The sequence below is a fragment of the Ruegeria sp. O6 genome (assembly GCF_056535045.1).
Genome location: NZ_JBQERM010000001.1, coordinates 197,439 through 224,160 on the forward strand (window position 1 = coordinate 197,439; position 26,722 = coordinate 224,160).

General features: G+C 57.2%; 24 protein-coding genes and 3 tRNA genes. 11 read left to right on the top strand and 16 right to left on the bottom strand.

The genetic code is table 11. From position 1 onward, the window contains the following. Positions 1 to 157: 157 nt before the first annotated feature. The 4 genes from zwf to ACR0DY_RS00995 all read left to right on the top strand — a co-directional run bounded on the left by zwf (position 158) and on the right by ACR0DY_RS00995 (position 5,700). The gene (gene zwf / locus ACR0DY_RS00980; protein ID WP_480480740.1) at positions 158 to 1,612 is read left to right on the top strand and encodes a glucose-6-phosphate dehydrogenase; all 1,455 of its coding nucleotides are present in this window, start codon (positions 158 to 160) and stop codon (positions 1,610 to 1,612) included. Next, entirely contained in the window at positions 1,609 to 2,280 is a 672-nt protein-coding gene (pgl, locus tag ACR0DY_RS00985) for a 6-phosphogluconolactonase (protein ID WP_480505019.1), read from the top strand. Before zwf ends, pgl begins: the two co-directional genes overlap by 4 nt. 4 nt (positions 2,281 to 2,284) lie before the next feature. Next, positions 2,285 to 3,895 carry a glucose-6-phosphate isomerase gene (pgi, locus tag ACR0DY_RS00990; protein ID WP_480545543.1) on the top strand — a complete coding sequence of 537 codons (1,611 nt, stop codon included), beginning with the start codon at positions 2,285 to 2,287 and terminating at the stop codon, positions 3,893 to 3,895. 185 nt (positions 3,896 to 4,080) lie between these two features. Beyond that, on the top strand, positions 4,081 to 5,700 hold the full coding sequence (locus ACR0DY_RS00995; RefSeq protein WP_480545544.1) for a long-chain-fatty-acid--CoA ligase: 1,620 nt from the start codon (positions 4,081 to 4,083) through the stop codon (positions 5,698 to 5,700). A gap of 22 nt (positions 5,701 to 5,722) precedes the next feature. Here ACR0DY_RS00995 and ACR0DY_RS01000 read toward each other — a convergent pair. The 3 genes from ACR0DY_RS01000 to ACR0DY_RS01010 all read right to left on the bottom strand — a co-directional run bounded on the left by ACR0DY_RS01000 (position 5,723) and on the right by ACR0DY_RS01010 (position 6,990). Further along, positions 5,723 to 5,797 (bottom strand) — tRNA-Asn (locus ACR0DY_RS01000). A gap of 128 nt (positions 5,798 to 5,925) precedes the next feature. Beyond that, positions 5,926 to 6,000, bottom strand: a tRNA-Asn gene (locus tag ACR0DY_RS01005). A gap of 75 nt (positions 6,001 to 6,075) precedes the next feature. Beyond that, a complete protein-coding gene (locus tag ACR0DY_RS01010) occupies positions 6,076 to 6,990 on the bottom strand; it encodes an MBL fold metallo-hydrolase (protein ID WP_480485516.1) in 915 nt (304 codons plus the stop codon). A gap of 44 nt (positions 6,991 to 7,034) precedes the next feature. On the opposite strand from ACR0DY_RS01010, the gene ACR0DY_RS01015 reads away from it, so the two are divergent. After that, the gene (locus ACR0DY_RS01015; RefSeq protein WP_480545545.1) at positions 7,035 to 8,354 is read left to right on the top strand and encodes an ATP-binding protein; all 1,320 of its coding nucleotides are present in this window, start codon (positions 7,035 to 7,037) and stop codon (positions 8,352 to 8,354) included. 271 nt (positions 8,355 to 8,625) lie between these two features. Here ACR0DY_RS01015 and ACR0DY_RS01020 read toward each other — a convergent pair. Then, positions 8,626 to 8,702 (bottom strand) — tRNA-Ile (locus ACR0DY_RS01020). Positions 8,703 to 8,809: 107 nt separating this feature from the next. Between ACR0DY_RS01020 and purM the strand changes: the two genes are divergently transcribed. The 3 genes from purM (at position 8,810) to rnd (ending at position 11,721) form a co-directional block, all read left to right on the top strand. Beyond that, positions 8,810 to 9,856 (top strand): phosphoribosylformylglycinamidine cyclo-ligase, encoded by a 1,047-nt coding sequence (gene purM / locus ACR0DY_RS01025; RefSeq protein WP_480480752.1) that lies wholly within the window; start codon positions 8,810 to 8,812, stop codon positions 9,854 to 9,856. Next, on the top strand, positions 9,853 to 10,449 hold the full coding sequence (purN, locus tag ACR0DY_RS01030) for a phosphoribosylglycinamide formyltransferase (protein WP_480480754.1): 597 nt from the start codon (positions 9,853 to 9,855) through the stop codon (positions 10,447 to 10,449). Before purM ends, purN begins: the two co-directional genes overlap by 4 nt. Before the next feature lie 114 nt (positions 10,450 to 10,563). Continuing rightward, complete coding sequence (gene rnd, locus ACR0DY_RS01035) at positions 10,564 to 11,721, top strand: ribonuclease D (RefSeq protein WP_480480756.1); 1,158 nt, start codon at positions 10,564 to 10,566, stop codon at positions 11,719 to 11,721. 6 nt (positions 11,722 to 11,727) lie between these two features. Here rnd and ACR0DY_RS01040 read toward each other — a convergent pair whose 3' ends face one another. Next, positions 11,728 to 12,258 (bottom strand): hypothetical protein, encoded by a 531-nt coding sequence (locus tag ACR0DY_RS01040; RefSeq protein WP_480480758.1) that lies wholly within the window; start codon positions 12,256 to 12,258, stop codon positions 11,728 to 11,730. A 138-nt stretch (positions 12,259 to 12,396) separates the two neighbouring features. Here ACR0DY_RS01040 and ACR0DY_RS01045 point away from each other — a divergent pair, with 138 nt between their 5' ends. After that, the gene (locus ACR0DY_RS01045; protein ID WP_267367543.1) at positions 12,397 to 12,807 is read left to right on the top strand and encodes a SufE family protein; all 411 of its coding nucleotides are present in this window, start codon (positions 12,397 to 12,399) and stop codon (positions 12,805 to 12,807) included. Positions 12,808 to 12,809: 2 nt separating this feature from the next. Here the strand turns inward: ACR0DY_RS01045 and ACR0DY_RS01050 are convergent, their stop codons facing one another. The 3 genes from ACR0DY_RS01050 to ACR0DY_RS01060 all read right to left on the bottom strand — a co-directional run bounded on the left by ACR0DY_RS01050 (position 12,810) and on the right by ACR0DY_RS01060 (position 15,429). Further along, on the bottom strand, positions 12,810 to 13,469 hold the full coding sequence (locus tag ACR0DY_RS01050; protein WP_480480760.1) for a DUF1638 domain-containing protein: 660 nt from the start codon (positions 13,467 to 13,469) through the stop codon (positions 12,810 to 12,812). A gap of 77 nt (positions 13,470 to 13,546) precedes the next feature. Further along, positions 13,547 to 14,584 carry a Hint domain-containing protein gene (locus ACR0DY_RS01055; protein ID WP_480480762.1) on the bottom strand — a complete coding sequence of 346 codons (1,038 nt, stop codon included), beginning with the start codon at positions 14,582 to 14,584 and terminating at the stop codon, positions 13,547 to 13,549. 146 nt (positions 14,585 to 14,730) lie between these two features. Next, a complete protein-coding gene (locus tag ACR0DY_RS01060; RefSeq protein ID WP_209503809.1) occupies positions 14,731 to 15,429 on the bottom strand; it encodes a corrinoid protein in 699 nt (232 codons plus the stop codon). A gap of 270 nt (positions 15,430 to 15,699) precedes the next feature. On the opposite strand from ACR0DY_RS01060, the gene ACR0DY_RS01065 reads away from it, so the two are divergent. Then, positions 15,700 to 16,767 carry a PA0069 family radical SAM protein gene (locus ACR0DY_RS01065; protein ID WP_480480764.1) on the top strand — a complete coding sequence of 356 codons (1,068 nt, stop codon included), beginning with the start codon at positions 15,700 to 15,702 and terminating at the stop codon, positions 16,765 to 16,767. 93 nt (positions 16,768 to 16,860) lie between these two features. On the opposite strand, the gene gltA is transcribed toward ACR0DY_RS01065, so the two are convergent. Both gltA and gltX read right to left on the bottom strand, forming a co-directional pair. Next, positions 16,861 to 18,156: a citrate synthase gene (gltA, locus tag ACR0DY_RS01070; protein WP_480480766.1), complete on the bottom strand. Its 1,296-nt coding sequence runs from the start codon at positions 18,154 to 18,156 to the stop codon at positions 16,861 to 16,863. Between the two features lie 121 nt (positions 18,157 to 18,277). Further along, the gene (gene gltX, locus ACR0DY_RS01075; RefSeq protein ID WP_480481665.1) at positions 18,278 to 19,678 is read right to left on the bottom strand and encodes a glutamate--tRNA ligase; all 1,401 of its coding nucleotides are present in this window, start codon (positions 19,676 to 19,678) and stop codon (positions 18,278 to 18,280) included. A gap of 78 nt (positions 19,679 to 19,756) precedes the next feature. On the opposite strand from gltX, the gene ACR0DY_RS01080 reads away from it, so the two are divergent. Next, positions 19,757 to 21,802: a ComEC/Rec2 family competence protein gene (locus ACR0DY_RS01080; RefSeq protein WP_480480768.1), complete on the top strand. Its 2,046-nt coding sequence runs from the start codon at positions 19,757 to 19,759 to the stop codon at positions 21,800 to 21,802. On the opposite strand, the gene lexA is transcribed toward ACR0DY_RS01080, so the two are convergent. The 6 genes from lexA to ACR0DY_RS01110 form a co-directional block, all read right to left on the bottom strand. Next, positions 21,799 to 22,497 carry a transcriptional repressor LexA gene (gene lexA / locus ACR0DY_RS01085; protein WP_480480770.1) on the bottom strand — a complete coding sequence of 233 codons (699 nt, stop codon included), beginning with the start codon at positions 22,495 to 22,497 and terminating at the stop codon, positions 21,799 to 21,801. The two genes, ACR0DY_RS01080 and lexA, sit on opposite strands and share 4 nt — an antisense overlap. 78 nt (positions 22,498 to 22,575) lie before the next feature. Then, on the bottom strand, positions 22,576 to 23,748 hold the full coding sequence (locus tag ACR0DY_RS01090) for a molybdopterin molybdotransferase MoeA (RefSeq protein ID WP_480480772.1): 1,173 nt from the start codon (positions 23,746 to 23,748) through the stop codon (positions 22,576 to 22,578). After that, the gene (moaC, locus tag ACR0DY_RS01095; RefSeq protein ID WP_267364518.1) at positions 23,745 to 24,218 is read right to left on the bottom strand and encodes a cyclic pyranopterin monophosphate synthase MoaC; all 474 of its coding nucleotides are present in this window, start codon (positions 24,216 to 24,218) and stop codon (positions 23,745 to 23,747) included. The genes ACR0DY_RS01090 and moaC overlap by 4 nt, the downstream gene beginning before the upstream one ends. After that, entirely contained in the window at positions 24,218 to 25,030 is an 813-nt protein-coding gene (gene trpC / locus ACR0DY_RS01100; RefSeq protein ID WP_480480774.1) for an indole-3-glycerol phosphate synthase TrpC, read from the bottom strand. The genes moaC and trpC overlap by 1 nt, the downstream gene beginning before the upstream one ends. Beyond that, positions 25,027 to 26,046, bottom strand: a complete 1,020-nt coding sequence (trpD, locus tag ACR0DY_RS01105; protein ID WP_480897687.1) for an anthranilate phosphoribosyltransferase — start codon at positions 26,044 to 26,046, stop codon at positions 25,027 to 25,029. The genes trpC and trpD overlap by 4 nt, the downstream gene beginning before the upstream one ends. Further along, positions 26,043 to 26,624, bottom strand: a complete 582-nt coding sequence (locus tag ACR0DY_RS01110) for an anthranilate synthase component II (RefSeq protein WP_480472961.1) — start codon at positions 26,622 to 26,624, stop codon at positions 26,043 to 26,045. Before ACR0DY_RS01110 ends, trpD begins: the two co-directional genes overlap by 4 nt. Between the last annotated feature and the right edge of the window lie 98 nt (positions 26,625 to 26,722).

Sequence of the window (26,722 nt, forward strand, 5' to 3'; positions counted from 1 at the left end):
ATCCGGTTCGTTGAAGTTGTCGAACTGATCTAGCCCTTTGTCGCGGGTTTGGTAAGTCTGGCACAGGGGTTCTGACAGAGTTTTGAACAGCGAGATTTATTGAATTTTGGTTGCGCTAACATTGGACATGCTGGAAGTGTCAGGGTAAGGACAACTCATGGTTTCACGTGTCATCCCTGTTGATCCATTTGATCTGATCATTTTCGGCGGCACCGGTGATCTGGCGCAGCGCAAAATCCTGCCTGCGCTTTACCGTCGGTATTGTGCGGGTCAGTGGCACGAGGATGCCCGGATAATAGCAGCCGCGCGTGCCGGTCATTCGGCGGATGATTTTCGAAACATGGTAGCTGCGTCGCTGCATCGGCACGCTTCGGAACGGGCGCAGGATTCGCAAGCCCTGAACCATTTCCTGCAACGGGTCGACTATGTGTCGCTGGATGCCCTGACGACGGATGGTTGGGATGTACTGAGTGAAAAACTATCGCCCGACCGGGTTCGCGCTTTCTATTTCTCAGTCGGTCCCAGCCTGTTCGGACCATTGGCCCAGCGGGTTAGGGCGTATGATCTGGTGACAGAAGAAACCCGTATTGTGGTCGAAAAGCCGTTTGGACATGATTTGGCGAGCGCACGGGAGTTGAATGCAACACTGGCCGCGCATTTTGATGAAAATCAGATTTACCGTATCGACCATTATCTGGGCAAGGAAACCGTCCAGAATCTGATGGCGGTCCGGTTTGGCAATATGCTGTTCGAACCGCTGTGGAACAGCCAGTATGTCGACCATATCCAGATAACGGTTGCGGAAACTGTTGGTGTCGCAGGGCGCGAAGACTATTATGAGCGGGCGGGTGCGATGCGGGACATGGTGCAGAACCACTTGATGCAGCTGCTCTGCCTGATTGCGATGGAACCTCCGGCCAAGTTTGATCCTGACGCAGTTCGGGATGAAAAGCTTAAAGTGATCCGGGCGCTTGATCCGGTTGAACCGCACCACATCGTGCGGGGGCAGTTTGCGGTCGGTCCAGACGGGCCGGGGTACCGGGACTGCGTTGGCAATCCGCGATCAACCACCGAAAGCTATGTGGCGTTGAAGGCCCATATCAGCAATTGGCGTTGGGCAGGTACGCCGTTCTACCTGCGCACCGGTAAGCGTCTGGTGGCGCGCTCGTCGGTGATCAACGTGATGTTCAAGGACGCGCCGCATTCGATATTCGGGGAAGAGGCGGGGCGCCATGCAAATACGTTGTCGATCCGGTTGCAGCCGAACGAGGGGATCACGCTGAAGGTGACGATCAAGGAACCCGGGCAGGGGGGGATGCGACTGATCGACGTTCCCTTGGACATGAGCTTTGCCGAAGCCCTGGGCCCCGAAAATCAGGACCCGCCAGATGCGTATGAACGCCTGGTGATGGACGTGATCCGCGGAAACCAGACCCTGTTCATGCGCGGGGATGAGGTCGAGGCCGCCTGGGCCTGGACCGATCCGATCATCGCCGGATGGTTGGCACGTGGGGATGTGCCCAAGCCTTATGACAGCGGCAGCACGGGGCCGGGCGACGCCGAACTTCTGATGAAACGTGACGGACGTCACTGGCAAGGGATAAAGCCATGAAAATTCAGGAATATGCTGATCGCGAAATGCTTGCCATCGACGTGGCCAACGTGCTGGCGGGCGACCTTGAGGCCGCATTGCTGCACCATGATACCGTTGCAATGGCCGTTCCTGGGGGAACAACTCCGGGCCCCGTTTTTGACAGCCTGTGTGCTGCCGATCTTGAGTGGGATCGTGTGCGTGTGTTGCCGACGGATGAACGCTGTGTGCCAGCAGATCATGACCGCTCGAACGAACGTTTGATCCGCGAAAGGTTGCTGACCAGCCGGGCTTCAGTGGCGCAATACATTCCGCTTTATGTCCCTGGTTCAGAACCTGAGGCAGCGTTGCCCGAAATCGAATCGCTGATTGCGCCGGTATTGCCATTGTCGGTGCTGGTACTGGGAATGGGCGAAGACATGCACACGGCCTCATTGTTTCCGGGGATGGAGGGGCTGGACGAGGCATTGCGCAGTGATGCACCTACGTTGATCGTCGCCCGGACCGAAACGCAGCCAGAGGCGCGAATTTCCCTGACCGCTCCGGTCCTGGACGGGGCGCTGTCGAAACATCTGATCATCTATGGACAGGCAAAACGCGCCGTTCTTGAAAAAGCCATGTCGCTACCACCGGAAGAGGCACCGATCGCCGCAGTTCTTGGTGGCATGACCGTACACTGGGCGGAGTAAGGCAATGCATCTGGATGCTTTGAGAACACTGGCTCAGACGACAAGTGACCGTCGTATCCTTGACCTGTTTGCGGCAGATGCAAACCGGGCCGAAGTATTTTCAGCCTCAACCGGGGATATGGTTTTCGACTATTCAAAAACGCAGATCGATGATGTGGTGCGATCCGCGCTCATTCAATTGTGTGCAGAGGCTGGTCTTGCGTCTCGGCGTGATGCGATGTTCGCGGGCGAGAAGATCAACGAGACCGAAGGGCGCGCGGTGTTGCACACGGCCTTGCGCAACCTTGATGGCGGGCCGGTTGAAGTGGACGGTCAGGACGTTATGCCCGAGGTTCTGGATACGCTGCAACGGATGCGCGTGTTCGCGGAAGAGGTGCGCGGCGGCGCTATCGCTGGGGCGGGGGGCAACTTTACCGATGTGGTCAATATCGGCATCGGCGGGTCAGACCTCGGCCCTGTCATGGCCACTTTGGCGCTGGCACCTTATCACGATGGACCACGGGTGCATTACGTCTCGAACGTGGATGGGGCGCATATCGCGGACACGTTGCGGCAGCTTGACCCGATGCGTACGCTGGTCATTGTCGCCTCAAAAACCTTCACCACAATCGAAACGATGACCAATGCACGCACCGCCCGCGCGTGGATGTCCGAAGGCGGGGGCGATCCGTCGCGCCAGTTTGCCGCCGTTTCCAGCGCTTTGGACAAGACGAAAGCCTTCGGTATTCCCGAGGCGCATGTCTTCGGATTCGCCGATTGGGTCGGTGGGCGTTATTCGGTTTGGGGTCCGGTCGGCTTGCCGGTCATGATTGCAGTTGGTTCAAACGCATTTGACGCGTTATTACGCGGCGGGCAGGCGATGGACCTGCATTTCCGCTCGGCTGACTGGGATGAAAACATGCCTGTGATGCTGGCATTGGTTGGCATCTGGCATCGTCAGGTTCTGGGGCATACCAGCCGTGCGGTGCTGCCTTATGACCAGCGGCTTTTGCGCCTGCCCGCATATTTCCAGCAGTTGGAAATGGAATCGAATGGCAAATCCGTGGCGATGGATGGCTCAACCCTCGCCATGCCTTCAGGTCCTGTCGTCTGGGGTGAGCCGGGCACCAATGGACAACACGCGTTTTATCAGCTGATCCATCAGGGTACTGATGTCATTCCCTGCGAATTCATGGTTGCGGCCGAGGGGCATGAACCCGAACTGACCCATCACCACCGTCTGCTTTTGGCCAATTGTCTGGCGCAGTCCGAGGCCCTGATGCGTGGCCGTTCGTTCGAAGAAGCGCGCCAACGCATGACGCAGCAGGGGTATCTGGGTGATGAACTGGACCGGCAGGCCCGGCACCGGGTTTTCCCCGGCAATCGTCCCTCGACAACATTGATTTACCCCAAACTCACACCGTTTGTGTTGGGTCAGATTATTGCGCTTTACGAACACCGGGTGTTTGTCGAAGGCGTGTTGCTGGGCATCAACTCTTTCGACCAATGGGGGGTTGAGCTGGGCAAGGAGCTGGCCAACTCGCTTGGTCCCATCGTGGACGGTGAAGAAAGCGCCGAGGGCAAGGATGGGTCGACCGCAGCATTGGTCGCCTACGCGCTGAAACACCGGGATTAAGCGGTGGGAATGTAGTCCGCTATCGGTGTGGGCTGCATTCTTCTATTGTCAGACAATTAAATGATTGGCAGGGTTCCGTCTTAGGAAACGGCTGAACTGACGGTACGGGAGACACCCCTGCTTGTCAGTGCCAGACAGAACAGGCAGGGGCCAGGCAAGGCCCCGCCCATGACGGGAGGATGTCCATGCTGGGACAGATGATGACGCAGCCTTTGCTGATTTCGTCGCTGATTGATCACGCACAGCGTTACCACGGTCAGACCGAGATCATCTCGGTCGAAACGGATGGAACGGTGACCGAAACCAATTGGTCCGAGATAGCCGTGAACGCCCGGCGTTTGGCGTCGGCACTGACGCAGCTGGGTCTGGAGCCGCAGGACAGGGTCGGGACGCTGGCCTGGAATAATCGTCGGCATCTGGAGATCTATTATGCCACCTCGGGTGCGGGATATGTCTGTCACACGGTCAATCCGAGGCTTTTTCCTGAACAACTGACGTATATCATCAACCATGCTCAGGATCGGGTGTTGTTCTTTGATGCAACCTTCGTCCCGCTGGTTGCCACCTTGCACGGTGCGCTGACGGATGTTCGCCATTTTGTTCTGATGGGCCCCCGCAATGATGACGCTGCAGCAAAGATACCCGACCTGAAATTTTATGATGAGCTGATCGAAAACGGTGATGCGGCCTTTGATTGGCCTGAACTGGATGAAAACACCGCGTCAGGGCTGTGTTACACGTCGGGTACAACCGGCCATCCCAAGGGGGTTCTTTATTCCCACAGATCGACGGTCCTGCACAGTTTCGCGTCGAATACGCGCGATGTGATCGGCTTTTCGGCGATGGATGTCGTGATGCCCGTCGTTCCTATGTTCCACGTTAATGCATGGGGCTCGCCTTATGCCTGCGCCATGTCCGGATCGCGACTGGTTTTACCCGGCCCGGATTTGCATGGCGAGGCGCTGGTCAATCTGATCGACACCTATGGCGTGACGCTGGCCATGGGGGTGCCAACCATCTGGCAGGGACTGTTGGCGCATGCGGCCAAATGCGGGACGAGTTTGAATAGCCTCGAACGGACCGTGATTGGAGGTGCCGCTTGCCCACCTTCGATGATGGAGACTTTCCGGAATAAATATGACGTAGATACGGTACATGCGTGGGGAATGAGCGAGATGAGCCCACTTGGTACGGCCAACTACCCATTGGCCAAACATCTGGTGCTGCCGCTTGAAGAACAACACCTTATCCGTCTGAGTCAGGGTCGGCCACCGTTTGGGGTTGAACTGAAAATCGTGGATGATGACGGCAAAGATCTGCCACATGACGGTGAAACGCAGGGCGATCTGATGGTGCGAGGGCATTGGGTACTGGACAGCTATTTCCTGATGCAGGATCAGGATCTGTTGCAAGACGGTTGGTTCGCCACAGGCGATGTCGCAACGCTGGACGCCGATGGTTACATGACCATACGGGATCGATCCAAGGACATCATCAAGTCCGGAGGGGAGTGGATCAGCTCGGTCGAACTTGAAAATATCGCTGTTGCGCATCCGAAACTGGCAACTGCCGCCGTGGTCGGTGTTCCGCATCCGAAATGGGACGAACGCCCCTTGCTAGTTGCAGTAAGGGCCGAGGGCGAAAACCCAAGCGAAAAGGAACTTCTGGCCTTCTTCGAAGGGAAAATTGCCAAATGGCAGATTCCGGAAAAGGTTGTTTTTGTTGACGCGCTGCCGCTGAACGCAACCGGAAAGGTGCTGAAACGCAACCTGCGTGCGGATTTCAAGGATGCCCTTGTGGGATGAGACTTGATTTAGCGGGCTGAATTGGCTCCGGCGGTAGGGATCGAACCTACGACCAATTGATTAACAGTCAACTGCTCTACCGCTGAGCTACGCCGGAACGGTCCGCGCCGTATAGCAACCGGAGTATCCGGCGTCCAGAGGGCGGATATTATTTTTTCAACGAAAAAGCCCCAGAATACCGATGTGGTTTCTGACCCTGACAAAAGGTTGAATATTGGGAAGTTTTGGCTCCGGCGGTAGGGATCGAACCTACGACCAATTGATTAACAGTCAACTGCTCTACCGCTGAGCTACGCCGGAACTGAGGGGCGTATAGCAATCCGGATTCCCGGCGTCCAGAGGTTAAGCACGCGAACTTAAATTTTTTTTCGGGCGTCAAGGATCTCTGCGAAAAATTGCGGTGGCAGATAGTTCGCCGTGTGGTGACACCTGTTTTTTTCCAGTCAGATCAACGAGGTGGGCAAAAACGTTCCGCTCCGCGGCTGGCAGCAGGGTTGCGGGTGTGTCGGTGTAGATACGCTTGGCCAATTGCCGCGCCGTTCCGTCTGCATCCTCCAAGGCAGTCAGAATCTGAGCTTCGCGGTTTTGCCTGTGTCGGATCAGCCAGTCCAATCGCGCGGCAGGGTCTGAAATTGGCGCACCGTGGCCCGCGTGAAAAACCGACCAGTCGCGCGCGCGCAGGCGGTGGCAGGCTGTCATGAAATCGGTCAGGTCTCCGTCCGGTGGTGACACCAGCGAACTGGCCCATCCCATCACATGGTCGGCGGTGAAACAGGTATCCTGCCATGCCAGGGCAATGTGGTTTCCCAGATGCCCCGGAGTGTGAATAACCTCAAGCTGCCAGTCATCGCCAAAGATGACCTCACCATCCGCAACCTCGATATCCGGACGAAACGCGGTGTCGATGCCTTCGCCACCTCCGGCCAATCCACGCGCTGCAAGGGTCGCCATAACAGCGCTGCGACCGGATTCGGGACCACCAAACGCATAGATCGCAGCCCCTGTTCGCGCAGCAAGGGGTGCTGCCAAGGGTGAGTGATCCAGATGTGTGTGCGTGACGAGTATGTGGCTGATTCTCTGGCCAGGTCGCAGTTCATTCAGGATCGCGTTCAAATGCTCTTCGCTTGCGGGGCCGGGATCAATGACGGCAATGTCACGATCGCCCAGCAGATAGGTGTTGGTGCCGCGATAGGTCATCGGTGACGGGTTGGGGGCCAGAATGCGCCGAAGACCCGGTTGCAATTCTGTCGCAACACCAGCGGGTGGATTGAATTCGTCTGGTGCCTGCATTCTGTGCTCTTTCTCTTGTCCGTGCAGCCCGCTAGGTTTAGCGCATGTCCACGCACTGGCTCAAACCATATATGCCACGCAGCCTTTATGCCCGAGCAGCGCTGATTCTGGTTCTTCCTGTGATCGCGTTGCTGCTGGTTGTAGGAGTTGCCTTTCTTCAAAAGCATCTGGAAGATGTCACTGACCAGATGACGCGCGCAGCCTCAAGGGAAGTGATGCTGATCACCACCATGATGGACAGGGCCGAGACGCAGCACCAGGCCTTGGCCGAAGTGCGCCCGGATCTTCTGGCGCTGGAAATGCAGGCCAGATTTCTGCCCCCCAACGAAACTCCCAAATTAGATCGTCCACGGTGGTACGACTTCATAGCGCCGCAGGTCGAGGCCGAGCTTCGCGCAAGGTTGCCAGAGCTGAGTGCTGTTGCGTTGCCAAGCAGCCGCGAAGCGCGTCTGTACCTGGATTCGCATCTAGGGGTGCTGGAACTGACCTTCGACCGGCGTAGATTGTCGCCAGCGGCGCCGCATCAGTTGATCGTGACGATGCTGTTTTTCGCGATCATCATGACTTCGATTTCATTTTTGTACATGAGAAACCAGTTGCGCCCTATCACACGGCTGGCCGATGCGGCGCAGGCGTTTGGACGAGGGCGGAGCGTACCATACTCGCCGGGCGGTGCCATCGAAGTACGCGCGGCGGGGAATGCGTTTCTGGATATGCGATCACGGATCGAACGTCAGATCGAACAACGGACGCTGATGTTATCCGGCGTCAGTCATGACCTGCGCACGCCTCTGACGCGCCTGAAACTTGGACTGGCAATGTTACCCGAGGATGAGGCACGACCTTTGCTAAAGGACGTTGCGGAAATGCAGTCCTTGGTTGATGCATTCCTCGAATTCTCACGCGGGGCGTCCGAAGGATCGCCGGAGGAAATCAATCCGGCTGAGTTTGTTCGACAGATTGTAGATGACGCGACACGAGCCGGGCATCAAGCCGAACTGGTCGCTGTCGAGGGGCAGGGAACGGCAATGCTGCGCCCCATGGCTGTTCGTCGGGCCGTTGAAAACCTCATCGGCAATTCCGTGCGCTACGGCAGCCGGGCCGAGGTCAGCCTGTCACTGAACACCAAGTCATTGCGCATCCGTGTTGAAGATGATGGCCCTGGAATTCCCGCAGAGCAGCGCACAGAGGCGGTCAAACCCTTTACGCGGCTCGACCCAGCGCGCAATCAGAATCAGGGTAGTGGCGTGGGTTTGGGGTTGGCGATCGTGGCGGACGTTGCGCGCGCCCATGGTGGCACTCTGCGACTGGCCAAAAGTGAACGCTTGGGTGGATTGTGCGCCGATATCATAATCGGCCGGTAAACTGACACCTTCAACGGTTCAAAGTCGCGCCAACATGACGATATTCTGAGCCGAGGGGCTTCAATTCTCGCGAAAAGATTTCAGAGTTATTCCGCAAGACCTGTCATCCCACGGCGATTAAATCGAAACTGGAAATCTGCGAACTGAACCAATGCCTTTGAATTCGAACCGCATATGGACTGGTTGCACAGGTCAGGATGAATGCTTATTTTCAAAAACGCAAACAAAAACAGTGGGATGTGCGAGGTGTTCAAGGCACGTGGCGGTGATTTGGTAGGCCCGGAGGGACTCGAACCCCCAACCAAAGCGTTATGAGCGCTCTGCTCTAACCAATTGAGCTACAGGCCCGCCTAGGCGCATTGCGTATCACGGTGAACAGCCGCGTCAAGCCTGACCGTTGCAACAAACGCCACAATCGAATAACCCGCCCGCAAAGCATTCAAAAGGAACTGGCCATGACAGCGGGCAAGAACGGAATCACCTATGCCGATGCAGGCGTGGATATTGACGCGGGCAATGCTCTGGTTGACCGGATCAAGCCCGCAGCAAAGCGAACCAACCGCCCCGGCGTGATGAGCGGTCTGGGCGGTTTCGGCGCACTGTTCGATCTGAAGGCTGCCGGGTATCAGGATCCCATTCTGGTTGGTGCCACGGACGGGGTTGGTACAAAACTGCGAATTGCGATCGATACCGGCGTCGTGGACGGGGTTGGCATCGATCTGGTGGCCATGTGTGTCAATGACCTGATCTGTCAGGGGGCCGAGCCCCTGTTTTTTCTCGACTATTTCGCGACAGGCAAGCTGGACACGGATACAGCCGCACGGATCATTGAAGGAATTGCCGAAGGGTGTGCACAATCCGGCTGCGCTCTGATTGGTGGCGAAACTGCCGAGATGCCAGGCATGTACCCTGATGGCGATTTCGATCTGGCCGGCTTTTCGGTCGGGGCAATGGAACGCGGCGCTGACCTGCCTTCCGGAGTGCAGGCGGGGGACGTGCTGCTTGGTCTGGCCTCGAACGGAGTGCATTCCAACGGGTATTCACTGGTACGTAAACTCGTCGAACTGTCTGGTCTGGGCTGGGATGCACCGTGCCCCTTTGGTGAAGGTTCGCTGGGCGAGGCGCTGCTTACGCCAACGCGCCTTTATGTCAAACCGGCCCTGTCCGCGATCCGCGAAGGTGGAGTTCATGCACTGGCCCATATCACCGGTGGCGGTCTGACCGAGAACCTGCCGCGCGTACTGCCGGAAGGGTTGGGGGCCCAGATTGATCTGGACAGCTGGCAATTGCCGTCTGTTTTCAGCTGGATGGCGCAGATTGGCGGTATCGCGGAAGCTGAGATGCTCAAGACCTTCAACTGTGGCATCGGTCTGATCATGGTGTGCGATCCAGATAAGGCCGATCAGCTTTCGACCTTGCTGGCCGAGGCTGGCGAGACGGTGTCGCGGATCGGTACGGTCACCGAAACGCCCGGAGTTGCCTATTCGGGCAAACTGCTGTGAACCACAAGCGCGTCGCGATCCTGATTTCCGGGGGCGGGTCCAACATGGTGTCGCTTGTCGACAGCATGACCGGTGATCATCCGGCGCGGCCCTGTTTAGTCCTGTCCAACGATGCGCAGGCGGGGGGGCTGAAAAAAGCTGCGGACCGTGGCATTCCGACCGCAGTGGTCGATCACCGGCCATTCAAGGGCAATCGCGCAGCCTTTGAGGCTGAGTTGCTAAAGCCTTTGGAAGACGCGCGGCCGGATATTGTCTGTCTGGCCGGGTTCATGCGGGTCCTGACCGCGGATTTCGTAACGCGCTTTCAGGGGCGAATGCTGAACATCCACCCCTCATTGCTGCCCAAATACAAGGGGTTACATACCCACGCCCGCGCAATTGAAGCGGGCGATACGGAGCATGGCTGCTCGGTCCATGAGGTGACGGCGGCTCTGGATGATGGCCCAATTCTGGGTCAGGCACGGGTGGATATCGAACCAGCGGATACCCCGGAAACTCTGGCTTCAAAAGTTCTGATCCGGGAACATGAACTTTATCCAGCGGTGCTGCGCCGCATTGCCGAAGGCAACAGGTCACCCGTTCTCATGCAGTGAGGTTCCGAGGGTGATTTACACTCGCCTGAAAATCGTCCTATGGTCGTCGGTATCGCTTGGGGGCGAGGGAAATTACGGGCACTCACAAGAGCAAGAGCAAAACTAGTACGGCGCATGAAAACTCTGACGACGACGCAAGAACTGGCTGATTTCTGCAAGGCGGCCGCAAGCTATCCATACATCACAGTCGATACCGAGTTTCTGCGCGAGCGGACCTATTATTCGAAACTGTGCCTCGTGCAACTGGCGCTTCCCTCTGATGATGAAGACAGCGCGGTTCTGGTTGATCCGCTGGTTGATGGCCTGTCTCTCGAACCGCTGTATGAGCTTTTCCGAAACGAGAACGTGGTCAAGGTGTTTCACGCCGCGCGTCAGGATCTTGAGATTTTCTGGGTCGAGGCCGGTGTTTTTCCCAACCCGTTGTTCGACACACAGGTCGCCGCAATGGTCTGCGGGTTTGGCGAGCAGGTCGGCTATGAGACGCTGGTGCGGAAAATCTGCAAACAGGGCGTCGACAAGACGTCGCGGTTCACCGATTGGTCCCGTCGTCCTTTGACGGAAGCCCAGAAAACATATGCATTGGCGGATGTGACGCATCTTCGCAAGATCTACGAATATCTTGCTGCGGAACTCAAAAAGACGATGCGCAGCCACTGGGTGGCTGAAGAGCTGCGGACGCTGACACAGCCTGCCACGTATGACATTCGCCCCGAAGAGGCGTGGAAGCGGGTCAAAACGCGAACCAACTCGGCCAAGTTCTTGGCTGTTGTGCGCGAGCTGGCGCAGTTCCGCGAAAGGTATGCGCAGGAACATAATGTACCGCGCAACCGGGTCTTCAAGGATGACGCCTTGATCGAACTGGCGTCGACCAAGCCCAAGACAATCGCCGATCTCGGTGGATCGCGCCTTTTGTTGCGCGAGGCGCGAAAAGGACCGATTGCCGAAGGTATTCTTGCTGCGGTGACGAAGGGCACAAATTGTCCGCAGGAAAATCTGCCGAAGATCGACAATTCCCGTGACAACCTGAAGGTCAACCCGGCTTTGGCCGACTTGCTTCGGGTTCTGCTGAAATCCAAAACCGAAAGTTCGGGCGTTGCGGCCAAGCTGATCGCAACAAGTTCCGAGTTGGACCAGATTGCCGCGGGCGAGCGAGAATTGCCCGCGATGTCAGGTTGGCGTTACGAAGTCTTTGGTGAAGACGCGCTGAAACTGTGCGAGGGGAAAATCGCGCTGGCGGCCAAAGGGCAGGCGGTCAAGGTCGTCTCACTTTAACGGCGATTACCGCCGCCGCGATTCCAAGGTGTTCTGTTGCCCGACGACACGGATCAGGCGAATGCCTTCAAGATCCTGAGTCGAAACATTTATGGCATCAGACACCATTCTTGTTCGTTCAGATCCTTGCGGGGTCTCTGAGTTGGGGTAGTTCACGCGGAATACAAATTCCAGAATTCCCTTTTCTTTGTTTTCTTCTGAATTAACCGAAACCAAGCGTGCGTTATAGGCACCCTGCCGAAGCGCGGTGCCAGAGGAATAAATGATCGCGCCTGACGGTATTGGCTCGATCCGCAGCTCATCGATTTTGGCGATTGGAACACTGGTGTCTTCGGCATCTGGGCGCGAAAACAGGCCGCTTCCCTCTCTTGCCTTGGGAACCAACGCATCGGCGGCATTTGGGTCCGGCGGTGTTTCAGACTTCACAGACTTGCTGGAGCCAAACCAGTTTGACGGATTCACCCGCGAGTCGCGCCAGCTGCCGCAGGCAGTCAGGGTCAGCATGGCGATGATAAGAACGAACAGAGACTTTTGCATAGACCCACTGCTTTTCACACGAATTCAGACAATGGGTTAGCGTATATTCTTCGCGTTGAAAAGCCACAGCTGGGGCTGGACAGCAGGTGGTCGTCGGCATAGGTCACATTGTGATTTCAACGAAAGGATCACTGCGCCATGGCCACGCCTGCCTTTGAAGACATTGTCGAGGATTTCGAGTTTCTCGAAGACTGGGAAGACCGGTATCGCCATGTCATCGAACAGGGCAAGGCGATGGAGCCTTTGGATGACGCGTTGAAGGTTCCGGCGACAAAGGTTCACGGCTGCGCCAGTCAGGTCTGGCTGCACCCGATGATCGAAGCAGGTGTGTTCAAGTTTGATGGTGACAGTGACGCGCTGATCGTTCGCGGGCTGATCGCCGTGCTTCGGTCCCTATACAACGGTCTGCCGGTGTCCGAGGTGCCGCAGGTCGATGCGGCAGCGGAACTGGCCCGATTGGGCTTGAACGATCATCTGTCAGCGCAGCGGTCCAATGGTCTGCGGGCCATGATTGAACGCATCCGCCAGGTCGCGCAGGAAAACGCCTGAGGTCACTCAGGGCGGTTTGCCCAGTCTGACAAAGTGGTTTCCAGATCGCCGTAGCCGGTGAAACGCCGTTCGAACGCCAATCCCATGCGGTCCGCGCATTCCCGTGCGCGTTCGGTCAGTTTCGGATCGTCGATCTGGGCCTGATAAATCAGTTTGGTGTAATTGCCGAAATACATGTCCCGCAGTTCCGGGTGGCGATCCAGACCCAGTGGTTTCCAGACAAATGCGTCGAACTGGCGGGCCAGAAAATCAGTCAGGTAGAAGGCAGTTGTTTCGTCCTCGCCGCGTTCCTGAAAGGCCTGATTGCCTTCGAAGAACGAATAGCAATGAGGGCCTTTTACCATCTCGACGCCCAGTTTTTCACAAGCGGATTGCAGCAGACCTCCGGTTCCGCAATCGGCGTAAACCACATAGATTTTTTCGAACCTGTCGCGGTGTTTGGCCACGCTGTCTTCAACTGCTTGGGTGATCCGTTCCGGATGAACATGCAGGATTGCAGGCAGGCAGGTCAGCGCCATGTGATCCCAGCCGTTGCGCGTTTTGATATCCAGAATTTCGCGCGCAAGCGCCCCGCAGGCGATCAGCAGGATGCTTGCGTTTTCCACGCCGTCATAGCCTTTGGTCGTCAGGCTTGCATCATCTGGTAACGTATCGCTTGGCATGGATCGGCATCCTTATGGGCTCATAGCACAAGAGAATGAAAACAGCTTGCAGGCAAGCCTTCTTCCGACATCTCGTGTCAGGCTGCCGACGTTCGTGTTTCGAATGCCGATAACAGAGGCCGAGCGGGCGGGCCGTAGGCGACAGTACCTTGCTTTGATATCTCGGGGAACAAGGACAGGATCTCTTGTCGGGCTGACTGTTCAAGGGCGTTCCAGCTTTGGGCACCGGGATGAAAGCTCTCGCTCAGGCAGCCTTCCGACCAGAGCAGCTCATGCTGATCAAACAGAATGTGAATGTAGGTTACGACCCCGCCGGGTTTGAGGATGATGTCATGTCCGTTGATCAGGTGTTTGGCGGGGGCCAGTGCTTCGTTTTGGCCGGTATGCAGTTCCAGGCGCCAGCTCTGGATCAGCATCCTGTGTTGCTGCGACACCAGCAGATCGCGGGTGTTCCCAAGCGCGCCTGCCTTGAACAGGACCGGCGCGAACACGCCAACCGCCTGAACCCGCCGCTGCCCGACCCAGCGCACCGTTTGAAACCCGTGATCAAGGGTTTCCACCCAGTCGCCGGGGCGCAGCGTTTCCACTGGGCGTTCCCCTTTGCGGGTTCTGATCAGCGTGCCAGAGGTAAAGCAGGGGACCAGGTCCCAGTCTTCACGGCTGGACACCATGCCTGAATATCGATTGCCAGCAAGGCTGTTGAAGGTGATCGAATGTATAGGCCCCGCTTCCAGAGCGGCTTGATCTGCATTGGCCGAGAACTCAGGCACCAAATATGTGTTGCCATCCACATCCTGCGCGACAACGGCAGTAATGTTTGCACTTGTGCCGTCAAAATAAGTGACGGTGGCGTGGTACACTGATGTGCCATCAAAGGTTTGCGGCGCGCCGCCGTCGATCGAAAACCGATCATTGGCAGATATGTTGTTCATGTCATAGGCAGAGCCGGAGTTTCCAACCACGTTCCACGTCACGCTGTTATGCGCCAACGGCGCGTCCGCGTGACCGAAGGTTTGCCCAACCAGGGCAGAGGCGTTTTCGGCGACATTGTTGCCCTCGGCGATATCGATATCGGCAAGTTTGCCCAACGAAATGGCTGTGAAAGACTGCGGCACGGAACCCCCGAAACTTGGACGTTTCGGTTTTTTAACCGCACTTTCGTTTACAAACGGATAAACGATACACCTCATGAAGGGGCGGAGCGCTAAAACGAAAAAGACCGCCCGAAATGGGCGGTCTTTTAAGAAAAACCTTAAAGGTCTTAGCCAGCCAGTTGGTTGTGCTTGCGGCCCACGAAATCCTTGGCGGTTTCCACTGCAACCGCAGCGTCACGGCAGTAGGCGTCTGCACCGATGGCTTTGCCGAACTCTTCGTTCAGCGGCGCGCCACCGACCAGAACAATGTAATCGTCGCGCACGCCCTGTTCGACCAGGGTGTCGATAACGACTTTCATGTAGGGCATCGTGGTGGTCAGCAGGGCGGACATGCCCAGAATGTCGGGCTGTTCCGTTTCCAGTGCTTCCAGGTAATTCTCGACCGGGTTGTTGATTCCCAGATCTACAACCTCGAATCCTGCACCTTCCATCATCATCGACACAAGGTTCTTGCCGATATCGTGGATGTCACCCTTCACGGTGCCGATGACCATCTTGCCAACACGCGGAGCACCGGTTTCGGCCAGCAGCGGCTTGAGGATCGACATACCGCCTTTCATCGCGTTGGCTGCCAGCAGAACCTCGGGAACGAACAGAATGCCGTCGCGGAAGTCATGGCCCACAATGGTCATGCCGCCAACCAGAGCTTTGGTCAGGATGTCATACGGCGTCCATCCGCGTTCCAGCAGGATATTGGTGCCTTCTTCGATCTCTTCTTTCAATCCGTCATAGAGATCGTCGAACATCTGATCGACCAGTTCGTCATCATTCAGTTCGGACAGGACGATATCTTCTTCGTCGGACATGGGGTATTCCCTGTGCTGGGCGGGCCATCGGCCCGTGGTGGCATTTTTTCCGTTTTGGCCAAAACGTCGCATTCTGACTGTGACGATTGCGACGTTGGTCGTTTCGGGACCGACCTATATGCCAAAAATGGCACCGGCTCGATTGAAAAGTCTGCAATATTATCCTGTTTATTTTTCATCAATGCTTCCCGGCTTCTTCGCGGGGCTGGCTTGCACAGGATTCGTTTCAGGCTTATCGTGCGGTAGGAACAAAAAGGGAACACATGTGCCGTGAGCATCGGGCATATCATCAAAGCAAGGGGGGTGACGTCCAATACGACCGGGCGTTTTGAACGGTTTGCAACGCAGGCTGTTGATGACGGGTGGGACATCGATGAAGAGTTGCCGCCCTTGCGAACCGAGACGCGGGATGAGGTGGCGCGCAGTGCCATCACCTTTAACCGTTCACCTGATTTGCCTTTTGATCGTTCGATCAACCCATATCGGGGGTGTGAGCATGGCTGTGTCTATTGTTTCGCCAGACCAAGCCACGCCTATCTGGGCTTGTCCGCAGGACTGGATTTCGAAACCCGCCTTGTTGCGCGCCCCAACATGAGCGTTGTTCTGCGCAAGGAACTGTCGGCGAAGTCCTACAAGGTCGCCACGCTCGCGATCGGGACAAACACCGACCCTTACCAGCCCATCGAAAAAAACCGCCTGATTACAAGGTCGTGCCTTGAGGTCTTGCAAGAATTCAACCACCCGGTCGCAATCGTGACCAAAGGAGCATTGATTGAGCGTGATCTGGATATTCTGGCTGACATGGCTAGCCGGGGATTGGCGCGGGTTGGTATATCGCTCACCACGCTGGATGCAGGTCTGTCCCGGCGGATGGAGCCTCGCGCACCGTCTCCGGCGCGTCGGTTGCAGACGATCAAAGCGTTGACCGATGCGGGCGTTCCGGTTCGCGTAATGACCTCGCCTATTGTGCCTGGGCTGACAGATCATGAGTTGGAGAACCTGTTGGACTCTGGAAAAGAGGCGGGCGCAGATGCGGCAAGCTGGATCATGTTGCGATTGCCCCGCGAAGTATCTCAGCTTTGGCAGGACTGGCTGGCAGAGCATGAACCCGCCCGTGCAGAAAAGGTCATGTCCAAGCTGCGTGAAATGCATGGCGGGCGCGACTATGATCCACGCTGGGGGCACAGGATGCGGGGTGAGGGGGAATACGCCGAGCTCATCGCCCTGAGGTTTGCTAAAACCTGCAAAAGACTGGGGCTTTCGATCAAATCCGCTCCGTTACGATGCGACCGGTTTGCAGTTCCGCCGCAACCCGGGGATCAAATGAGCTTGTTCTGAAACCAAACGCCGAACCGTCCGCTGCTTCAGTAACGAAAGCAAAAGACCCCGGTTTAACCGGGGCCTTCTGGATTGATTGCGAACTCAAACGGCTCAGCGGTTTTCGATGTCTACGTAGTCGCGCAGCGTCTCACCCAGATACAGCTGACGCGGACGGCCGATCTTGTTCTGTGGATCTTCAATCATTTCTTTCCACTGGCTTACCCAGCCAACAGTCCGCGAAAGTGCGAAGATTGGTGTGAACATTGAGGTCGGGAACCCCATCGCCTCGAGGATGATACCCGAATAGAAGTCAACGTTCGGGAACAGCTTTTTGTCGGCGAAATACGGGTCTTCCAGCGCTTCGCGTTCCAGCTCTTTAGCGACCTGCAGTTTCGGGTTGTCTTCAATGCCCAGGAGATCCAGAACCTCGTCGGCCGACTGCTTCATCACCTTTGCGCGTGGGTCAAAGTTTTTGTACACGCGGTGGCCAAAGCCCATCAGGCGGAACGGGTCGTTTTTGTCTTTGGCACGGGCGATGAATTCGGGAATGCGATCTACGGTACCGATCTCTTCCAACATTTCCAGACATGCCTGGTTGGCGCCGCCGTGGGACGGCCCCCACAAGCAGGCAATACCAGCGGCGATACATGCAAACGGATTTGCGCCCGATGACGATGCCAAACGCACGGTAGACGTTGACGCATTCTGCTCGTGGTCCGCGTGAAGCGTGAAGATACGGTCCATCGCGCGGCTGAGGATCGGGTTGACCTCATATTCTTCGGCGGGAACGCTGAAACACATGCGCAGGAAGTTCGACGCATAATCCAAATCGTTGCGCGGATACACGAAAGGCTGCCCTGTGTGGTATTTGAAAGCCCATGCTGCGATTGTCGGCATTTTGGCGATCAGGCGATGCGAGGCGACCTCGCGCTGGTGCGGGTCCGCGATATCGGTCGAATCGTGATAGAAGGCCGACATTGCGCCGACAACACCGACCATGATGGCCATCGGGTGCGCGTCGCGGCGGAAACCACGGTAGAAATACTGCATCTGCTCATGCAGCATGGTGTGGCGTGTGATTGTGGTTTCGAATTTCTCCAGATCTTTTGCGACCGGCAGCTCTCCGTAGAGCAGCAGGTAGCAGACCTCAAGAAAGTGCGATTTTTCGGCCAGTTGGTCGATTGGATAGCCGCGGTGCAGCAACTCGCCTTTTTCACCATCGATAAAGGTTATGGTGCTGTCGCAGCTTGCTGTCGAAGTGAAACCGGGGTCATAGGTGAATACACCTGCCTGACCGTAAAGCTTTCGAATATCAATGACATCCGGACCGGCGGTCGGGGTATGAACCGGCAACTCATACTCTTTGCCGTGAACGGTCAGAGTGGCTGTTTTGTTGCTGTCTGTCATGGTTATCCCTTCTTCATTCATACGCATGCCAAAGAAACCTCGGGCAGTGCGGGCAACGACTGCGCGCTTTCGCGCAGTCCGGGTGTTAGCGGAGCAGCGTTACCCGTTTATGAAATTCGGGTTACTTCGCTGCTTCTGAAAGCCGCGCCAGGGTTTCATCCCGTCCCAGCACAAGCATCATGTCAAAAACCGAAGGCGTGACGGCCCGACCAGCCAACGCGGCCCTGAGCGGGCCAGCCAGCTTGCCGAACGTGAGCTCCTTTGACTCGGCAAAGGAATTCAGGGTCTCCTCCAGTTCGTTCCGAGACCAGCTAGCATTTTGCAGCTGCGGCGTCAATTCTCCCAGTATACCGTCGGATACAGATGCCAGCGCCTTTGCCGCTTTCCCGTCGGGAACAATCGGGCGACCTGCCAGAACAAAATGAGCCTTTTCAAGGAGTTCAGGAAAAGTCCGTGCCCGATCCTTGAGGCAATACATCGCACGTTCCAAATCACTGGATTGTGAATCTGTCAGGGGCGGTAAAGCGGCTGCGGCCAAGTACGCTTCGATTTCACGCCGCAGCGCAGCATCATCAGAGATGGCGATGTGTTGACCACACAGGTTTTCCAATTTTTTCAGATCAAACCGGGCAGGGCTTTTGCCGATGCCGTTCAGATCAAACCAGTCCTTTGCCTGTGCATCCGTAAAGAATTCATCGTCACCATGACTCCAGCCCAAGCGGGCCAGATAGTTGCGCATTCCAGCGGCGGGATAGCCCATGGCCTGGTATTCCTGCGCGCCAAGCGCGCCATGGCGTTTGGACAGTTTCTTACCGTCTGGCCCGTGGATCAGCGGAATATGGGCCCAGACCGGAACATCCCAGCCCATCGCCTCGTAAATCATCATCTGGCGCGCCGCGTTATTGAGGTGATCGTCGCCGCGAATGACATGGGTAACACCCATATCATGATCGTCGACCACCACCGCCAGCATGTAGACCGGTGTCCCGTCGGAACGCAGCAAAACCATGTCATCCAGTTGGTCGTTGCGAATGGTCACGTTGCCCTGAACCTGATCGCGGATCACTGTTGTGCCGTCCTGCGGAGCCTTGATGCGAACGACAAATGGCAGGTCGGGATGTGCTGAAGGATCAGCGTCACGCCAGGGGCTGCGGAACAGGGTCGACTTGCCCTCGGCCCGTGCCTGTTCCCGAAAGGCGGCAATTTCGTGCTGCGTCGAGAAGCATTTATATGCCTTTCCCTCGGCCAGAAGCTGGTGCGCGACTTCAGCATGCCGGGCAGCTCCTTCGAACTGGCTGATTACATCGCCATCATGATCCAGTCCAAGCCATTCCATGCCCTGAAGGATCGCGGCGGTCGCCTCGGGGGTCGAGCGTTCCCGGTCGGTGTCTTCGATCCGCAGCAGGAACTTTCCACCACGTCCGCGGGCGTAAAGCCAGTTGAACAATGCGGTGCGCGCGCCACCGATGTGCAGAAAACCTGTGGGCGAGGGGGCAAAACGTGTGACGACCTGTTCGGACATGTTGAGGATTAACCTTTTGGTAACCGTATCTGGCATAGTTTGACGCCTGTCTAACGAGCCCGAAGGACGGGGGCAACCATGCGTGTTCTTGCACGGGTCGAGGCCGCGCTGCTGCACCAGACAGGGTACCTGTTTCCGTGGACGCCAGTCATGCTGGCAACGGGGATCGGTCTCTATTTCGGTGCCCGGAGCGAGCCCGGCTGGCCGGTATACGCAGGTCTGTTTTGCTTGTTCCTGGCTCTTTTTGCCTTAAGCCGCCGGCTGCCACCGGGGGTGGGAACGTTAGCGACCGGGGGGGCGCTGATTGCGGTCGGTGTCATACTGGCAGGTACTCGCGCCCATATGGTGGCAGAACCGGTTCTGTCCTGGCGGTACTATGGCCCTGTCGAGGGGAGGGTCGTCGCCATGGATCGGTCTGCCTCGGATGCGTTGCGGTTGACGCTCGATCAGGTGCGCGTAGGGGACGTACCGAATGAGCGCAGGCCGCGACGCATCCGTCTTTCTGTTCATGGCGCGACAGACCCATTTGCGCCTGGGCAACGGATCATGACCACAGCGCATCTTTCGCCGCCGCAGGGCCCGGTTGAACCTGGAGGGTTCGATTTTCGTCGCCATGCCTGGTTTCAGGGGCTGGGTGCAGTCGGGTATACCCGCGTTCCTGTTTTGACGATTGCGCCAGCCAAAGACGGTATTGGCGGTGTTCGGATTACCGCAATCCGAATGGCGATATCGCGGCGAGTGAAACAAATCCTGCCCGGAGAAATCGGTGGGTTTGCTGCTGCCGTCACCACAGGTGATCGCAGTGGTATGGGGCAAGAGACGCTCTTGTCCCTGCGCGCGTCGAACCTGGCGCATTTGCTTGCCATTTCCGGGCTTCACATGGGGTTACTGACGGGTTTTGTTTTTGTGGCCTGTCGCATTGGTTTGTCACTGATCCCCTACGTGGCATTGAGGCTACCTGTTCGAAAAGTTGCGGCTGTGTTCGCGCTGATCGCGGCAACGCTTTATTTACTGTTGTCCGGCGGGAATATCGCAACCGAACGCGCCTATGTCATGGTCAGTGTCATGCTGGGGGCCGTGTTGATCGACAGGCGTGCGATCTCGTTGCGTGCGGTTTCTGTTGCTGCGCTGATCGTTCTGGTTCTTTGGCCCGAGTCGCTGCTGAGCCCGGGGTTTCAGATGTCCTTTGCAGCAACGACAGCCTTGGTCGCCGTCTTCGGCGCATTGCAAAAGGTGGGTCCGTTACCGGGCCCGAATTGGTTAAAGCCGATTGCTGGCGTGGTTATGTCCTCGGCGATGGCCGGGCTTGCCACGGCCCCAATTGGCGCTGCGCATTTCAATACGATGTCTCACTATGGATTGCTGGCGAATCTGCTGTCCGTGCCCGTGATGGGCCTTGTTGTTGTACCTGCGGCAGTTGTCGCCGCACTGGCGGCCCCATTTGGGTTGGAGGCTGTCCCGCTGACCGTTATGGGCTGGGCTCTGCGTTGGATCCTGTGGGTGTCAAACTGGGTGTCGCATCTCGGCGGTGCTCAGGGTTTTGTAGTCAGTCCGCCCTGGTATGTATTGCCACTTGTTGCTGTTGGGGCTTTGTGGCTGGCCTTGTGGCAAGGGCGCGCGCGTTGGTACGGGGTCGGGCCCGTCATTCTTTCATTTTTGCTTTGGAATTCGGGCCACAGGCCAGATGTTCTGATTGCAGAAAACGGGGGGTTGGTCGGCGTGATGACCTCTCAGGGTCGGGCCCTGAGTAAAAGCAAAGGCAGTGGGTTTGTCGCCAGCGTCTGGCTGGAGAATGACGGTGACGGTGTTGATCAGATTGCGGCAGCAGGCCGATGGCCGGATAGCAGCACCGTTCAGCGATACCCTTATCAGGATATGGAAATCATCCATATTTCGGGCAAAAAGGCTGCGCGCGCGTTCGACGAATGCAAACACAACCAGATCATTGTTTCGACGGTCGCGCTGCCCCTTGCGGGCGCGTGCGCCATCTTCGATCCGGATCACCTGAGCGAAACCGGCAGCCTGTCATTGTCGGACGGAAAGCTGACTTCCAGCGCAGAACTGACAGGCCAACGGCTCTGGTCCCCGAAGCCCGCCGGGGACCGTCGTTTGAAGCAAGATTAATAGGTCCGGATCAGACCGACTAGGCGACCCTGAACCTTGACCATTTCTTCGGGAAGAACGCGCGTCTCATAAGCCGGGTTGGCCGCTTCGAGAGCGATAGCGTTGCCGCGGCGGAAAAATCGTTTCAGCGTTGCTTCCTGATCTTCTACCAGTGCAACCACGATATCACCGTTATCAGCAGTCGCGGTTTCGCGGATGACAACCACATCCCCATCATTGATGCCCGCGTCGATCATCGAGTCGCCGCGAACCTCAAGCGCATAGTGCTGGCCCTTCCCGGACACCATGGGGCCGGGGACCGCCACGTGATGCGACACGTGGCTGATCGCCTCAATGGGGACACCCGCCGCGATCCGGCCCATCACCGGCAATTCCAGCGCGTCCACAGCAACCGGCTCAATATTGGTCGGGCGGGGGCCTTTGGGTCGGTCGCCTTCGATCACGCGGGGTGAAAATCCGGTAGTTGGTTCACCGCCTAGGCTTTCGGGAAGCTTTACGATTTCAATCGCGCGGGCACGATGCGCGAGGCGACGGATAAAGCCGCGTTCTTCCAGCGCAGTGATCAGCCTGTGAATGCCGGATTTCGACCGAAGATCAAGCGCGGCCTTCATTTCATCAAAACTGGGTGGAACACCGTCCGCCTGCACGCGTTTTTGGATGAATTTCAACAAATCCAATTGCTTCTTGGTCAGCATCGCTCATACCTCGTCGCTCATGCGTTTTCTTTTGTTCTACGCATGTTCACGTTTTGTGTCAATAAATTTGGGCGAAGTTCAGATCGGCAGGTACTGAACCGTTTCCCCGGTCTTGCGGGCGGGATCGTTCGGGGGACGGACCAAAAGGGCGTTCGCCTGCGCCAGAACGCTAAGGAGAGAGCTGTCCTGATCTGCACAGGCCCGGATACCCGTTTCGCCCAGAACCGCGCGCATGTAATGCTCGCGCGGGCCATTTTCTGTCAGTGGTTCGGTCAAGCGGGCAGACCGAAACGGCGGCAGAACCATTTCCAGCCCCAACATCCGGCGCACCATCGGGGCAAGGAACAGGTAGCCACAGACCATCGCGCTGACCGGGTTTCCCGGAAGTCCGACCATCGCGGTGCCACCAATGCGACCAGCCATCAGGGGTTTTCCGGGGCGCATTCGGATCTTGTAGAAAGACCGATCCATCCCCAAGCCCTGCGATACATCAGACACAAGGTCGTAGTCACCAACCGACGCGCCGCCAATTGTCACGACGAGATCGGCCCCTCGCGCCAGATCAAACGCAGTCTCAAGCGATGAAACCGTGTCCCGTGCAATCGGAAGGACACGAACCACAGCACCGAGCCCTTCAAGTAATGCCCGCAATCCAAACGTGTTAGACGCGATAATCTGGTCCGGTCCCGGTTCTTCGCCGGGCATAACAAGTTCGTCGCCGGTCGAGATCAGAGCAATGACGGGTTTTCGAGAGACCGGGACCCACGCGATATTCATCGCAGCCATCAGGGCAACGTCTTCGGCGCGGATCAAACGCGGTGCCGTGATGGGCGTGCCTGCCATAAAATCCACACCGGCAGGGCGGATGTTCGTTTTGGGGCCGGGGTGGTCTGTGATCGTGATCAGATCGCCACGCCGGTCGGTATCTTCCTGAATCACAACGAAATCCGCGCCATCGGGAACCGGAGCGCCGGTAAATATACGCACGGCCTGACCGGGGCCCACCGAGCCGTCGAAACGACGACCCGCAGCGGATTCGCCCACCACTTTGAACATGGCATGAAGCTCGACTTCGTCGGCTTTGACGGCATAGCCATCCATCGAAGATGCGGCGAAAGGAGGTTGGTCGCGCGTTGCCACAACCGCGTGCGACAGAACACGTCCCGCGGACTGGGCCAGTGGAACCTGTTCCGAAGGTAGAGGGCCGACAAGATCGAACAGCAGGGCGCGCGCTTCTTCGACGGTAATCATTTCGCCTCGTAACGCCCTGATTTTCCGCCGTCTTTGAGGCTTACATGAATGCCGCCAATTTCCATCGCTTTGTCGACGGCTTTGGTCATATCGTACACAGTCAAGGCTGCGGTGGAAACGGCGGTCAGGGCCTCCATTTCAACTCCGGTTTGACCTGACGTCTTGACTGTCGCTTCGATCTGAACACCCGGCAGATCCGGGTCGAGGGTCAGTTCAACGGCAACCTTGGTCACTGGCAAAGGATGGCAGAGCGGGATCAGATCCGGCGTCTTCTTTGCACCCATGATACCGGCCAGGCGGGCAACGCCCAAAACATCGCCCTTTGCTGCGCGTTGTTCTGAAATGATTCCATAGGTTTCCGGCGCCATTTTCACGTGACCTACAGCTACGGCTATGCGATCTGTGACCTCTTTGCCCGAGACGTCGACCATGTGCGCCTGACCTTGAGCATCGAAATGGGTCAGCGGCATCACATCACTCCGGGGATAAGCGGATTGGACAGGATGTGGCGGGTGGCCGCTTCGACATCGTCCTGGCGCATCAGGCTTTCGCCGATCAAAAAGCACCGGGCGCCATAGCGCGCAATATCCCGCAAATCTTCCGGGTTGCCCAACCCGCTTTCACACACGATAGTACGGTCTGCCGGTACCAGTTTGGACAGGCGTCGTGTTGTATCAAGAGTGGTCTCGAAGGTTTTGAGATTGCGGTTATTTATGCCAATCAATGGGCTTTTCAGTTGGGCTGCGCGTTCAAGCTCGGCTTCGTCGTGCACCTCAATCAGAACATCCATCTCCCAATCGAAAGCGGTTTGTTCCAACTCGGCTGCCTGATCATCGCTGACGGATGCCATGATGATCAGAATACAGTCGGCTTCCAAAGCACGTGCCTCAACCACCTGATAAGGGTCATAAATGAAATCTTTGCGCAAAGCGGGCAGAGATGTCGCGTTACGCGCTTGTGTCAGATATTCCTTGGCACCCTGAAAGCTGGGCGTGTCGGTGAGCACGGATAAACACGCAGCACCGCCTTCTTCATATGCCTTAGCCAAGGCAGGCGGATCAAAATCAAGCCGGATCAAACCCTTGGAGGGACTGGCTTTCTTGACCTCAGCGATCAGGCCGTAACCTTGCCGGGACGCAGCTTGAAGCGCTGCGGCAAACCCGCGGGTTTCCGAAGCGGCACGTGCTTCACTTTCCAGCGTTTCCAAGGACTTCTGAGCCTTGTCTGCTGCGATTTCTTCCAGTTTGTAGGCTTTGATCTTGTCCAGAACGGTTTCGGTCATGCGGCCTCCTGAGTCTTGGCGGCCAAGGCCGTAATTTTGTTTTTGGCTTCACCGCAGTCGATGCTCTCGGCGGCCATGGCCACACCTTCGCGCAGATCACTTGCCGCATCAGCGACAACCAATGCCGCGGCAGAGTTCAGCAACACTGCGTCACGATACGCGGACGGGGCGCCGTCCAGCAGCGCACGAAATGCGATGGCGTTCTCTTCAGGGGTTCCGCCGAGGATGTCTTCGAAAGGGTGCACAGGCAGGCCAGCATCCTCGGGGTGCAGCTCGACCTCTTTGATCACGTCATCTTCCAAAGCGGCGACCCAGCTGATACCGGTGATCGTCAACTCGTCTGTCCCGTCCGATCCGTGTACCAGCCACGCGCGGTCTGACCCCAGCAAGCCTAGTGTTTCAGCCATGGGGCGGATCAGCTCGCGGCTAAAGGCACCCGTCAGTTGCCGTTTGACACCGGCAGGGTTGGTCAGCGGGCCCAGGATATTGAAAATCGTGCGCGTTCCCAGTTCCTGCCGCGAGGGCATAACATGCGCAATAGCCGGGTGATGCATCGGTGCCATCATGAAACCGATACCGACATCTTTCAGAGCACTTTCAACAACTTGTGGTCCAACCATAACGTTGATACCCATTTGCCCCAGTGCATCCGCTGCGCCGGATTTGGAGCTTAGGTTGCGGTTGCCGTGTTTTGCGACTGTCACGCCAGCACCTGCGACGACAAATGCAGTCGCGGTCGAGATGTTCAGGGTGCCTTTCCCGTCTCCGCCCGTGCCAACGATGTCGATCGCCCCTTCGGGCGCCCGCACGGCATTGCACTTGGCGCGCATCACAGCCGCGGCCGCGGCATATTCATCAACCGTTTCCCCCCTTGTACGCATGGCCATCAACAGCCCGCCAATCTGGCTTGGCGTGGCTTCGCCGTTGAACAGGATGCCAAAGGCGGTCTCGGCCTCTTTACGGGTCAGCGGACGATCGGCGGCTGCTCCGATCAACGGTTTCAGCGCGTCGCTCATGCGGGGACTTTCAGTTCTTGCAGGAAGTTCTTGAGAAGGGCGTGACCATGCTCGGAAGCAATCGATTCAGGGTGGAACTGAACACCGTGAATAGGCAGTTCCTTGTGTTGCAGCCCCATGATCGTGCCGTCTTCCAGCTCGGCTGTGATCTCAAGACAGTCGGGCAGCGTCTCACGCTCGACCACCAGCGAATGGTAGCGTGTGGCTTCAAAGGGCGATGGAAGGCCAGCAAAGACGCCTTTTCCGGTGTGGTGCATGATGCCCATTTTGCCGTGCACAATTTCGTGGCACCGAACCACCTTGCCACCGAACGCCTGTCCAATGGTCTGATGCCCAAGACAAACCCCCAAAAGGGGTGTTTTGGTCTCGGCCGCCGCTTCGGTCAGAGCCAGACAGATGCCCGCCTGATCCGGGTCGCAGGGGCCGGGGCTTAGCAAGATGCCAGCCGGGTTCATGGCCATTGCTTCCTGTACATCCAGCGCATCATTGCGGCGAATGACCATTTCGGCACCAAGTTCGCCCAAATAATGTACCAAATTGTAGGTAAACGAGTCGTAGTTGTCGATCAGCAGCAGCATATGGGCACTTATCTTCGCTTGGGCATTTCGGGCTGGCGATGCAACCCCGGGCCACGGTATAATGTCCGCACATACATGCTCAGGCTTGGGCGGCAGCG

Excerpts from the sequence above, each read along its gene's own strand:
- zwf (WP_480480740.1), top strand. The coding sequence starts at position 158 with ATGGTTTCACGTGTCATCCCTGTTGATCCATTTGATCTGATCATTTTC.
- pgl (WP_480505019.1), top strand. The coding sequence starts at position 1,609 with ATGAAAATTCAGGAATATGCTGATCGCGAAATGCTTGCCATCGACGTG.
- pgi (WP_480545543.1), top strand. The coding sequence starts at position 2,285 with ATGCATCTGGATGCTTTGAGAACACTGGCTCAGACGACAAGTGACCGT.
- ACR0DY_RS00995 (WP_480545544.1), top strand. The coding sequence starts at position 4,081 with ATGCTGGGACAGATGATGACGCAGCCTTTGCTGATTTCGTCGCTGATT.
- ACR0DY_RS01010 (WP_480485516.1), bottom strand. The coding sequence starts at position 6,990 with ATGCAGGCACCAGACGAATTCAATCCACCCGCTGGTGTTGCGACAGAA.
- ACR0DY_RS01015 (WP_480545545.1), top strand. The coding sequence starts at position 7,035 with ATGTCCACGCACTGGCTCAAACCATATATGCCACGCAGCCTTTATGCC.
- purM (WP_480480752.1), top strand. The coding sequence starts at position 8,810 with ATGACAGCGGGCAAGAACGGAATCACCTATGCCGATGCAGGCGTGGAT.
- rnd (WP_480480756.1), top strand. The coding sequence starts at position 10,564 with ATGAAAACTCTGACGACGACGCAAGAACTGGCTGATTTCTGCAAGGCG.
- ACR0DY_RS01040 (WP_480480758.1), bottom strand. The coding sequence starts at position 12,258 with ATGCAAAAGTCTCTGTTCGTTCTTATCATCGCCATGCTGACCCTGACT.
- ACR0DY_RS01045 (WP_267367543.1), top strand. The coding sequence starts at position 12,397 with ATGGCCACGCCTGCCTTTGAAGACATTGTCGAGGATTTCGAGTTTCTC.
- ACR0DY_RS01050 (WP_480480760.1), bottom strand. The coding sequence starts at position 13,469 with ATGCCAAGCGATACGTTACCAGATGATGCAAGCCTGACGACCAAAGGC.
- ACR0DY_RS01060 (WP_209503809.1), bottom strand. The coding sequence starts at position 15,429 with ATGTCCGACGAAGAAGATATCGTCCTGTCCGAACTGAATGATGACGAA.
- gltA (WP_480480766.1), bottom strand. The coding sequence starts at position 18,156 with ATGACAGACAGCAACAAAACAGCCACTCTGACCGTTCACGGCAAAGAG.
- gltX (WP_480481665.1), bottom strand. The coding sequence starts at position 19,678 with ATGTCCGAACAGGTCGTCACACGTTTTGCCCCCTCGCCCACAGGTTTT.
- ACR0DY_RS01080 (WP_480480768.1), top strand. The coding sequence starts at position 19,757 with ATGCGTGTTCTTGCACGGGTCGAGGCCGCGCTGCTGCACCAGACAGGG.
- lexA (WP_480480770.1), bottom strand. The coding sequence starts at position 22,497 with ATGCTGACCAAGAAGCAATTGGATTTGTTGAAATTCATCCAAAAACGC.
- ACR0DY_RS01090 (WP_480480772.1), bottom strand. The coding sequence starts at position 23,748 with ATGATTACCGTCGAAGAAGCGCGCGCCCTGCTGTTCGATCTTGTCGGC.
- moaC (WP_267364518.1), bottom strand. The coding sequence starts at position 24,218 with ATGCCGCTGACCCATTTCGATGCTCAAGGTCAGGCGCACATGGTCGAC.
- trpC (WP_480480774.1), bottom strand. The coding sequence starts at position 25,030 with ATGACCGAAACCGTTCTGGACAAGATCAAAGCCTACAAACTGGAAGAA.
- trpD (WP_480897687.1), bottom strand. The coding sequence starts at position 26,046 with ATGAGCGACGCGCTGAAACCGTTGATCGGAGCAGCCGCCGATCGTCCG.
- ACR0DY_RS01110 (WP_480472961.1), bottom strand. The coding sequence starts at position 26,624 with ATGCTGCTGCTGATCGACAACTACGACTCGTTTACCTACAATTTGGTA.